The sequence below is a fragment of the Arthrobacter sp. Soil736 genome (assembly GCF_001428005.1).
In the GTDB taxonomy this organism is placed as follows: Bacteria; Actinomycetota; Actinomycetes; order Actinomycetales; family Micrococcaceae; genus Arthrobacter.
The window spans coordinates 36,661-46,918 of record NZ_LMSB01000037.1 but is presented as its reverse complement, the minus strand read 5'-3'; the positions used below and the strand labels follow the sequence as shown (position 1 = coordinate 46,918).

Below are 10,258 nucleotides of genomic sequence, written 5' to 3'. Positions count from 1 at the left end.
AAGGCGCTCCGACAGTGTGCTCGCGAGTTCCAACCCGCCGAAGCCGGCGCCGAGGATCATGACGGTTGTTGTCATGCACCTCATCTTGCGCCTTGGACGGCCTGGCGTCCATGCCCGATGGATGATGCCCGTCGGGTCTCGATACTCGGCGGCGTTGAGGTCCCTGATCTTCAGAACGCGTTCGATCTGCGGGATGAGTCGCTCGAGGAGTCGGAAGTTGCCGCGGGTGGTGCGCTCGATTCGCGACGAATGCTCGTGCGTCGGTGAAGTCGTCGAGGTCGAGGGTCAGCTGGGGCGACCGGCGCGGCACTCGTGCAACGAAATCGATCGATTCCGCCACACTGCAACCGTTGGCGGTTCCCCGTACGCGGCTAAGATAACCGGATGGAGCGCCGGAACGTCTTGACACTGGAACCTCAGGATCCTGAATTCATAGCCGCCGCATTCACCGACGCCTCCCCAACAGGCGGATGATCGAAAGCCGACGCTTGGACATCGTCATCGACGGCCGGCCGCTGCTACTGGTGGCGGGACTGGGAGCAACGCGAGTGGCAAGGAGATCCCGGTGGCGCATCTCGTCACCAGACTGTCGCCGTTTTCGGCGCGCAAGGCGCTCGATCAGTTGAGACAGCTGCAAGGTCCCAGAGCCGGTCACCCGCCGACCAGGACCGAACTCTTTTACTGCTCGGTCTGCTTTGATGTCTCCGATGGGATCCTGACAATGGAATCGCGAGCGGTAGAAGAGATCTCGGCCCGGCTATGAACGCACCGGCGGGACGTCCGGACGTCAACATAGCGCTGCAGAAGGTGTGTCTGGGACTGCTGAGACAGCAGCGTCTGCGTTAAGCCATTGGGCTGTGGCGCAGGGACTCCAGGGAGATCGAAGGTCAGCCGTCCAACATCTCCGGACGCTGGTCGCGATCCGGCCGGCGTCCCGACAAACTCTGTACGGCCTCCTCGATACTTACGTCTGCACGCTCGACGTCCTCCAAGTAGAGCCTGCCGCCAGTTATTTGGCCGTTCCTAATCTCAAAGAGCGTCACTCCGCGGACTTGGAAATCCTGGCCGTCAACGCGATTTCCCGACCAGGACCACTCGCTCCAGGTCGTGTCGCCGTCATCCACCGAACGGATCAGTTCTGCGCGGAAATCGGGAATGCCCGAGAACATCGCTTGCCAGTTGGCATGCATTTGTGCACGTCCAACAAAGGCTCGGCCGGGGTGGGCAGGTTGCTCGCTCCGGTAGTTCTCGTGGAAAAGTGCGGCTGCCGCTTCGAGGTCGTGGACATTCAGGGCTGCCGCCAACCTATCTACAACTTCACTCATAGGCCCATCCTTCCGAGTCCGTGCGGTTAGTGCCAGTTCCTCGACGCGGATCACGAGATTGCAGCCGTGGCGCGGGGGAGGATGTTCCCTGGCACGGGCACATCAAGGCAATCGTGGAGCAAGGCGGCGGTTCGCGACTACTGGAGTCCCTGTACGACGATCTGGTCCGTGGACTTCGAAAGCGACCGTCCGCTTCCGTCATCCACAGTACCCACGGGGCCATAGATGAGACTTACGCGAACTTGATATGTGCGCTTGCGCCAGAGCCGCGGCCATAGGAGGGAGCCGTCCTGGAAATCGTTCAGAGACTAGGAGCGGCCCCGCGATCACGATGGTGAACGAGCGGGACTAAAAGTATCGTCCGTTTTGCACCGTCGCGACATGCCGGCTCCGCCGAGCTTAGTGGACAGGGAGTTCCGCGCGGATAGCCTCGGCGATTCGAGAAACAACATCCTCCGCCGCTAGTCGAGCCGTGTCGATGACGAGGTCAGCTTCTTTGATCATCCAGCTCCGAGCCGCCGCGTACCTTTCGATGTGATCCAGCCTCCACTGTCTGCCAGACAACTCGACCTGATCGGTCTCAATTCGGTTCCGGAGGGTTGCTTCGTCCGCGTCCAGCACTATATGGACCATTTGATCGTCCAGCTCACTGAAACTCGTCTTCAGTTCTGCCCAATAGCCTTGCCGCAACACGGTCTGGACTGCCACAGGTGCTGTCCGGTATGCCGACGAATTTGGAAAGCTGTAGCTGGTACCAGTGCCCGCCAGGCAGGCAGGTCCTGAAAGTCGCTGAAGGCCTGATCCTTCAAATTGTGCATGAGCATGTAGCCGACCGCTTCGGGGTCAAACAGCGTAGAGCGCGCTGCGATTCCACCAGTGCCTTGCCGGCAGTCGTTTTTCCCACGCCGAAGGTTCCGTTGATCCAAATCATCATGTCGCCGACGGTATCTTCTCCCACCTGTTAGCGGCCATGAAAAACTGCCCATAGATGGCCACGAAAGTGCCCGCCCCGGGGGTGTGTTCACGGCATGATCGTATCCGGCCATGCCTGCGCGTGGCAGACGCGAGCAGGGTTACACACGCACTGGACGGTGGTTACGATGGTTTGGTGAACCGTTGGCAGTGTGCCGGCGGGCTACCGACCATAGGGGGAATACCATGGGTTTGGGTGACAAGATCAAGCACGCTGCCGAGAAGCTTGGCGGCAAGGGCAAAGAGGTCGCCGGCGACGCGAGCGGCGACGAGAGCCTGAAGGCCGAGGGTAAGGGCGATCGGGTGAGGTCGGACTTGAAGCAGGCCGGTGAGAAAGTCAGGCACGCTTTCAAGAAACACTGACTGCAGACAGAACAAAGGGTGCGGCTCCTGCTGGATTTCCAGGAACGGGAAAGGTCCGCCCTGCCGCCCGGGTCTAGGCGCTGGCGGCGTCCCGGTGCCGGGGGTGAGGACGAAACCGATGCCGATCATGATCCATCCGGGCGCCCACTCTCGGGACGGCCGGCCCGGCAGTGGAAACGACATGACCCACACCAGCGTCGATCCCCTCGCCCTTGGGGGCTGAGTCCGCCCCGCCACGACAACACCGTCCCGACCATTGGCTGGATCCTGATCCGGCGGCAACAGAGTGTGGCGAGGGAAGCAGACATGGCAACAGGAACAGTGAAATGGTTCAACTCCGAAAAGGGCTTCGGATTCATCGCCAATGATGACGGCTCCGGGGACGTATTCGCCCACTATTCGGCAATCGCCAGCAGCGGCTACCGGGCGCTGGAAGAGAACCAGAAAGTCCAATTCGATGTAGCCCAGGGCCCGAAAGGCCCGCAGGCGGAGAACATTCGCCCGCTCTAAGTCATGCCGGCCGGTGGGCGAGGGGCCTCAGCCCGCCCCGCACGGCTGATGCCCCGCGTCCACCGCTTCCCGGACCCTTTCACCTGAGGCAACGCGAGGCGTTGCCTGCATCACAGTTCACGTTTGATCTGATGGGGGCCGCAGCGTCGCGGTTACCTATGGAGCGGAGCGGAGAAGCATCGTGACAGACAAGCTCAGAGTGCTGGTCCGGGTGGACCTGGACTGCGCGCAGGCCCGGGTCGCGGCCCAAGGCCATGTCACGGTGCAGAGCGTCCAGGCCCTTTATGCGGTGATGAAACGCGCCAACTCACTCATGGCGGGCCTTGCCCTGGAAATCGACATGACCCACGCCGAGATCGACCCGGATGCCTTGGAGCAGCTCCGCGACTGCTCACGGTCACACCATTTGCCCGCCCACGTGGATCCGCTTCAATCCGATTACAGGCTCAGCGTCCTCGCGCCCGACGACGTCGGGCCCCACAGGGTAGCGCAGCCTCCGGCATCGCGGCTACCAGCGATATACGCAACGGGCGCCTAAAGACCGATCGAGCGGTATACGAGTTGCCAGGTTCGCCGGAGCGACGGCATCGGCGAAATGAGCAAGGCCTTGGCCCCGCCACGGCAACAACGTGTCCGTTCGTCCTGCCAGGGGAACAACCACGTATGCCATGATCATGCCGCTCCCTGCCACCTCACCGGGGCAGCGTTTCAGCTATCTGTCGTCCCATGCCCTCGAACTCGGCCACGCGGCTGAGGATGACGCAGCGCCGAATGGGATCCGGCGGGGCTGTTGGTGTCTTCCGCCTTGGCCCGCGGCCGGGCCTTACGCCGATTTTCTGGCAGATCGTTTCCGTTATGGGTGCGCGGCAGGATCAGGCATCCGGGGTGGTCGGTGAGCCACCGCTGCGTCGCGGACTCATGGGCTGGCTGACCGCACCTCACCTCGCGTCGCTTGCGGCTCCACATCTGCGGGGATAAGGAAGCGGTCTGCCTAGATGGCCGACTGGGTGGCGGCAGGATCGTTGGGGATCGCTCCGCTCTCAGGTGCCTGTTCCTGTGGAGGTGGGACTGGAGATTCCCCGACTGGGCGAAGGAGGAGCCAGAGTGTGGCACCATAAAGCGCCGCGGCTGCCACGAGTCCGGCAAATCCACCACGGCTTCCGCGACGGCCCTCCAGACCGGCCGAACTCCGCGCCCACGTCTGGGGCGGGAGGGGGTGTCTTCGGAGTGATGCGCGTTATCCGCTCATGGAGTCGCGGAGTCACGGACCCCACTCCGCCGGCGAGTTCGTCGGCAATCGTGCGCAAGCTTGCTTGAATCCGCGGAGACGCTGCCTCGAGGCCGCTGTCTATCCCGGTCAGTGCCCGGTGTAACGCAGCTTCGATTCCGGGTGTGGCCCACTCCCTGCCCTTGGCCACGTGGGTGAGGAGATTTTCTTGGAGATGGTGGGCGCGAGTGGCGGGGACGGTCTTTTGTGACGTATGCACAGTTACCTCCAGGGGTGGGGTGGATGTCAACGGAAAGAGCTGGTGTTTTCCTACAAGAACAGTCTTGTTTTGCAGAGATGTGCGAGGCGGATTGCCGCACGTTTGCTGCGCTTCGATGGCGGCTGAGAGGCGTCTCCCGTTGGGGGCACCGGGGCCGTGGCCGAAGCCCCGCGATCGGGGCTGTTATCGGCGGGTTTCGCCGGTATCGGTGTCGATGTTTTCCTTCCTGGCTTCCTCCTCGACGGTGACCTCATCGGTCACGGTGTCCTTGTCGAGGCCGCCTCCGGGTTTGCCGGGGTGGGCCCCACCTTGGGTCTGCCGCCTCAGGCAACCTTGTGCAGCTCGGACCCAACACGAACCCGGAGTGGAGCTGCTGGCCTATAGGATCCCGTGGCGGTGGTGCGCTGGGGCGCCACGGTGGTGGGCTTCGGCCCCTCGGTGCGACGGTCAGTCGAGGACCGAAGGCCTTGCCGGGCACCGGGAGCCGGAAGCGCTGGTGATGATCCGTGGACGGGGACTTCCGGGCACAGGTCGGCGATCAGGCCCATTCCGGCATACTCGCGCACGTCACTGATGCCGGACACCGCAGCGGGCTTGTCGGGAAAGGATCGGGAGACGGCCACCACGGTTCCGTCAGGGGCTTTGAGTCTGAATCTGAAGCTCGTGTCCTCGTCGATGAAGAGTTCAAACGTACCGGTCATGGGTATCCTCCTGAACGCCGGGCGGCGACGCCCGGTAGGTCTCGTCGGGTCCGGGACGCGGCGTTGCGTTCCGGTCGTTCTGGTCCGGTAAAAGGATCATCTGGTTCACTGCGTGTGAAGCACGCCACATGGCGTCGTTATCCAAATTACGGGGAAGAACCGTTTACTGGCTAGTACGCGGTGGCCGCAGGACAGCAGTCCGTTGGACGCCCCAACCGCTTTTCGACGGGGGACTCCGGACGCGTCGCCTCAAGAGTAGAGTGACTCGGACCCCCGCTCCGGTGTCAACGTACACACGGAGGCGTCCAAACCGCATACGGCCCGCTTCGGCGGACCGAGTCTCTGATTTACGCACCCTGAAGAACCAAGCCAGGACCGGCATCTGGCCCCGGGATTTCGCTCCCGGCAGCTCGGGCCGGCATCAATTTGATGAAAAGTGTGGAACCTATATGACGATCACAGCCCCGGACCACCGCCGGCTAAACCTCCAGGAGTCCGTTCCAGCTCAGCGGCCGTCGCTGCCGACGTGCCGTCTATGCGGCACCGACGCCTATCTGGCATTCACCGGCTTTGTCCCTGCCTCGTACGCCTCGGACCGGGAGGGCCTACGGCCCTCTCTCGTCAGCTACAGCTGCGAACACTGCGGCAAACATAACTCCCACGAGACCCCGGAAAACTGGTCCCCTCCCGGCTGGCAGTGGTACGCCTAAGCCCTGATCACGCTCGGCCCCTGACTGCCGCGTTGCAGCGAACGGGACCGCTCGCAATCTGGGTGCGGGTCATGCCCTGGACGCTTTGCACCGTCACGCAGCCCTGGCCGCGATCCGGGCGTGGGCGCAATCGAGGTCCACGCGGACCAGGACGCTGAGCTTGTCTGTCATGTTGCTCCTACCCTTATGGGGGGCGGCCGCGACGCTGCGACCGCCCACGCAAGCCTAGGCATGAACTGTGACGCACGCAACACCCCCGCACGCATTCAACACCTCCTCCGGGGTCCGGGACACTGCCGCGCGGCCGGATAAGCTGAACCCATAGATTTCCTTTGGAGAGGGAAACCCAGGCAGCGCCGGCTCAACGCCGGCCCTGCCGCCTTTAACAGCAGACCAGGACAGAAACGGCGCTCGGGAGCGTTACGCCGTATCAGCCGACTGTCATGAACGTGTCAGCCGAGTGCAGCTAGCCGGCTACGAGGGCCTCAGCCGTCTCTTTCGCGCACGTCATCATCGTAGGTATGGGGCCGCTGCCGACGCACGGACACTTCATCCCATCCGGTTTGCAAGCGGTTGTGCGCCCGGTCTGCCAGTGTTTCGAGAGCCAGCACAGTTTCGCGTGGTGGTAGCTCAGCCCGACCAGCGAAGTAGCCCAGCAAAACGCCTACAGCCGTCGCTTCCTGCGGTGTCATTCGAGCCGTGGAGCAACCGTAGGGCGATTAGTCCCACTTCGGAAGCACTCGTGCATCATCGGATTTTCAGCGGCTGTCAAAGGGGTGGCGAAACGTCGTCCGGGTTCAACTCCGGACGGACACCTGGTGGAGTCCGGTATTCAGAGGTGTTCAGCCGGAGAAGGCTGACCAGGACTGGAGGGTCTGATCAAGGAATGTCAGCTCCGAGTGAAGCATCGACATCGACGCCTGCTCGTCCTTAGTGAGCATGGAGACCGCCTTCAGGCGGGAGACGGTGCGGTCCGCCAGCTCCTCCTGCCCAGAAGGCCAGGGGCGGGCATTTTCCAGCTCGAGTGCCGCGGCTTCCGATAGCCGCTGCAGCCCAAGCGTGGCTGCGGTGCAGTCCAGGCTGCCCGTGGCGTTCACGCACATGCCGTCCTGCCACTTCTGGATCTCCTCCTGGAGCCTGTGACGGTTCCTCCACGATGACTGCCGGCGGAAGGGCTACGGGGGCGGGGGGCAACGTCACGGCCGCCGTCGTTGGGGCCGGAACGGGCGCCTTTGGCTGGCGTTCAAGGGCCAGGCTTGTCTCCGGGGCCGGCGCGGGACCCTGCGGGGCCGCCTGGGCGCATCCGGAGAGGAGGAGGGCAAGGGTCACTGTTACCAACGTCTTTGTCGGGTTCATATCGTAGGATGGTACGCCTTGGGTCCGAGCCTTTAAACCCATACGTGAACCTGGCCGCTATCACCGCCGGGCCGGTGAGCCGGAGATATTCCTCGAACCGGTGACCCCGCCCATCACCCTGAGTACTGACAAGGGAATCGTGGAGTTTGGCCCCCACACCCTCAAGCCTGAACCTGCTGGCTGAAAGATGCTTTCGTGATGGTCCCTAAGGCCAACAGCGAAGAAACCTGGACGGATGCTTGCTCACGCGGGTCAATGCGGCAAGTGGTTGATCCCGCTTCTCTCCTTACGGGCGGCCAGCTCCAAGACATCCCGCGCTACGACTTCTGCTGGTTTGTCTGTCGGTCCATCGCCGGAGACCATGCACGCCAGCGGCCGCCTGCTATCGCTCTTGCAAGCGCAGAGAAGCCCTGTTGACCGCCGGGATTTCGTGAAAGCCCTGCTTACCCGACGAAAGGCGCCTCCCGACCAGGCGACGTCGGCCGAGACTTCCACGACCATGGGCTCCACCAGAGTCAGGCGCAGCGACGTCGACATACGGGACCTCGACAGAGTGGCCCATGAGGTGAAATCCGGCTACGTAAAGTACCAGTCCAGTATCACTCGTCAGATCGAAAAGGATGCGATACTAGCCCGCACGGAGGGAACCGGCATCAACGGCGCAGTGTGGCACTTTGTTGCGAGCGACCGGTCAGGGACAATCGGTGCCGACCCCCGCATTCTGGACCTGGTCGAGGAAAACGGCATCAACTATGTTATTCATTTGCCATGAAGACCTACGCAAAGATGAAGAAGCAAGAGGCCGCAGCGGCGCTGCAGGAGTTCCTCGAAGGGCGGCCGCGGGCGCTGGAGAATCTGACACAACATCTGGCTGAACGCTCTGACGGCACCGTTAGGCTCGACGGGACAGTGGAGAGCCTCGTACCCCTCTGTCGCTGGGTGAAATCGGTACTGACCGAGCGGACGACGGAAACCGCGGAGTCGGATGCCTCGACCAGCTCTTCATGGGTTCGCTACGGCATTGGCACAGAGCCGACGTTGTCGCCAGAGTCTGTTGCGGTCGTGGATGGTGTGACCTCTTACCTGTGCCGGGTCGTGGAGCGAGGTGCCCCCGGCGCGCGGTGGCGGGTCGGATACCACCGGACATACACCACCACCCGTGAGGGCAGACGCCTGAGACGTTGTTCCTTCCCGCCAGCTGTTGCCAGAGCGGCATCGATCATCTCCGGAGGGACGATCTGGGTGAGTTCCCCAAGATGCCCAGGCGCGAACACATCCGACGCTGGCACGGACAAACAGGTGGCAGAATGAGACATCGCAGCCCTTGTTGTTGAAACAGAATCAAAAGTCCGCCAAGACTTGATTCACTTCTAACAAGGGCTGCGCCTATCCACCGCACGCAACGCCGGGAAACGGATTGACACCACCACGCAGACCCTAACCGAACGGCATTGGGTCTAACGGGTCGGGACGGATGGCTGCGGGCAACCAGCTGTCACCGCTTGATACGCGGCCACAGGGCGAAGGCGTTGCCGGTTGTCCGGAGGGCAGGCGCCAGCTCGGGGCAGTGCCGGAGCAGCACAGTGAGCATGGTGCTTTCCAGCGCATCCCTTCCGGTGTATACACGGCCGGGGTCAAGTCGCGTGTAAAGAAACGGTCGCGGTTCAGCCGTCGTGAGGCCATGCGGACGAAGATCCTGAAGGCGGTGTCGCTGAAGGCAATTTTTCGGGACGCGTTTCGGCGAGGTAGAGGTCGCTGAGTTCACGTGCCCAGCCGAGGTTGTCGGTGAGCTCGTCGAAACTGCGCGGGATCGTCAGGTTGCCCGCGGGTTCCGGAACTTTTCGAACCATCGGCTCAGGAACCTGCTGGCCGCAGGCGGCCACCGTCCGTACCGGAAAAACCGGCCCGACCATGCCTAATTACGAAGAGGGGCGGGCGCAGACCTGGCATTCACGCAGCGGGATGGTGCCGGCCCTATCGCACGGCCGCGTGACAGATGCTCCTGTTCTCACGGCTGTCCATTCCTATAGCCGCCAGGCGCTCCGGTCACGACGGAACCGGTCCGGAGGACAGTGAACTCGTTTCATGCTGAAGAGCGACTGGACGGCAGCAGGAGACCATCAAAACGGACATTGACCTTGCTGCCCGCGGCCGTCATCGAGCATCGGATGGCATCATGAGCTCAGACAGCGTTCCTTTCTTCAATAAACCTAATCTCTAGGGACTGTAAGTCCCCCTACGCCCGGCGGATGATGACAAATTCTATGGTTGCGCTGTGCCGGTGTCCCAGGCCGGGGTGCCGTCGGTGCGGTAGATGACCGTGTTGCCGTCGTCCTGGACGATGAGCCGGGCGCCCGGGTTGCCATCGGTGGCGGAGTCCCAGACGTAGAGGGCGCCGGCGGAATCGCCGCGGCCGAAACCGTGGAACGGCTCATCAGCGCCTCCGGCTTTTGTCTTGGTGTCCCAGGCCGGGGTGCCGTCGGTGCGGTAGATGACCGTGTTGCCGTCGTCCTGGACGATGAGCCGGGCGCCCGGGTTGCCATCGGTGGCGGAGTCCCAGACGTAGAGGGCGCCGGGTCCGTAGATGACCARGTTCCCGTCGCCTTGCATGATGAGCGAACCGACGGGTTTGCCGTCGGTGGYGGAGTCCCAGAGGTATCCGCCRGGGCCGTACAGGACCAGGTTGCCGTCGCCCTGGTAGACCAGGGTGTAGTGGCCGTTGGCGGAGGTGAGCGATTGGCCGGGGAGAAGGACCTCGCCCGGCTGCATGTCGTCGCCCGATGCGGGCGGGCCGGTGCACTTAAATTGCAGCCCCTGCGGCGGCGCAGGTCAAT

General features: G+C 63.0%; 11 protein-coding genes and 2 pseudogenes. 5 read left to right on the top strand and 8 right to left on the bottom strand.

The features are described 5' to 3' along the window. Positions 1 to 156: 156 nt before the first annotated feature. From ASG92_RS30025 to ASG92_RS20315, 3 genes and pseudogenes are all read right to left on the bottom strand, one after another. A pseudogene (locus ASG92_RS30025) lies at positions 157 to 286 on the bottom strand (ATP-binding protein); the annotation flags it as partial. Positions 287 to 887: 601 nt separating this feature from the next. After that, entirely contained in the window at positions 888 to 1,325 is a 438-nt protein-coding gene (locus tag ASG92_RS20320) for a nuclear transport factor 2 family protein (RefSeq protein WP_056632557.1), read from the bottom strand. Positions 1,326 to 1,724: 399 nt separating this feature from the next. Then, positions 1,725 to 2,033: a hypothetical protein gene (locus tag ASG92_RS20315; protein ID WP_056632554.1), complete on the bottom strand. Its 309-nt coding sequence runs from the start codon at positions 2,031 to 2,033 to the stop codon at positions 1,725 to 1,727. 450 nt (positions 2,034 to 2,483) lie between these two features. Between ASG92_RS20315 and ASG92_RS20310 the strand changes: the two genes are divergently transcribed. The 3 genes from ASG92_RS20310 to ASG92_RS20300 all read left to right on the top strand — a co-directional run bounded on the left by ASG92_RS20310 (position 2,484) and on the right by ASG92_RS20300 (position 3,708). After that, positions 2,484 to 2,660, top strand: a complete 177-nt coding sequence (locus ASG92_RS20310; protein WP_056632551.1) for a CsbD family protein — start codon at positions 2,484 to 2,486, stop codon at positions 2,658 to 2,660. A gap of 306 nt (positions 2,661 to 2,966) precedes the next feature. Next, positions 2,967 to 3,170: a cold-shock protein gene (locus ASG92_RS20305; RefSeq protein WP_056632548.1), complete on the top strand. Its 204-nt coding sequence runs from the start codon at positions 2,967 to 2,969 to the stop codon at positions 3,168 to 3,170. A 181-nt stretch (positions 3,171 to 3,351) separates the two neighbouring features. Then, positions 3,352 to 3,708 (top strand): hypothetical protein, encoded by a 357-nt coding sequence (locus ASG92_RS20300; RefSeq protein WP_056632545.1) that lies wholly within the window; start codon positions 3,352 to 3,354, stop codon positions 3,706 to 3,708. A 1,272-nt stretch (positions 3,709 to 4,980) separates the two neighbouring features. Here the strand turns inward: ASG92_RS20300 and ASG92_RS20295 are convergent. Further along, positions 4,981 to 5,358 (bottom strand): DUF1508 domain-containing protein, encoded by a 378-nt coding sequence (locus ASG92_RS20295; RefSeq protein ID WP_056632542.1) that lies wholly within the window; start codon positions 5,356 to 5,358, stop codon positions 4,981 to 4,983. A 449-nt stretch (positions 5,359 to 5,807) separates the two neighbouring features. On the opposite strand from ASG92_RS20295, the gene ASG92_RS28550 reads away from it, so the two are divergent. After that, a complete protein-coding gene (locus ASG92_RS28550; protein WP_157372312.1) occupies positions 5,808 to 6,068 on the top strand; it encodes a hypothetical protein in 261 nt (86 codons plus the stop codon). Between the two features lie 842 nt (positions 6,069 to 6,910). Here ASG92_RS28550 and ASG92_RS20290 read toward each other — a convergent pair. Beyond that, positions 6,911 to 7,165 carry a hypothetical protein gene (locus ASG92_RS20290; protein ID WP_157372310.1) on the bottom strand — a complete coding sequence of 85 codons (255 nt, stop codon included), beginning with the start codon at positions 7,163 to 7,165 and terminating at the stop codon, positions 6,911 to 6,913. 494 nt (positions 7,166 to 7,659) lie between these two features. Between ASG92_RS20290 and ASG92_RS20285 the strand changes: the two genes are divergently transcribed. Continuing rightward, positions 7,660 to 8,196, top strand: coding sequence for a hypothetical protein (locus ASG92_RS20285; protein ID WP_157372308.1), 537 nt, complete (start codon positions 7,660 to 7,662; stop codon positions 8,194 to 8,196). A 373-nt stretch (positions 8,197 to 8,569) separates the two neighbouring features. Here the strand turns inward: ASG92_RS20285 and ASG92_RS27670 are convergent. From ASG92_RS27670 to ASG92_RS27665, 3 genes and pseudogenes are all read right to left on the bottom strand, one after another. Beyond that, positions 8,570 to 8,740: pseudogene (locus ASG92_RS27670) on the bottom strand (transposase domain-containing protein); the annotation flags it as partial. 348 nt (positions 8,741 to 9,088) lie between these two features. Beyond that, positions 9,089 to 9,337, bottom strand: a complete 249-nt coding sequence (locus tag ASG92_RS20275; RefSeq protein ID WP_056632529.1) for a hypothetical protein — start codon at positions 9,335 to 9,337, stop codon at positions 9,089 to 9,091. Between the two features lie 349 nt (positions 9,338 to 9,686). Beyond that, positions 9,687 to 10,193 (bottom strand): curculin domain-containing protein, encoded by a 507-nt coding sequence (locus ASG92_RS27665; protein ID WP_162256347.1) that lies wholly within the window; start codon positions 10,191 to 10,193, stop codon positions 9,687 to 9,689. Between the last annotated feature and the right edge of the window lie 65 nt (positions 10,194 to 10,258).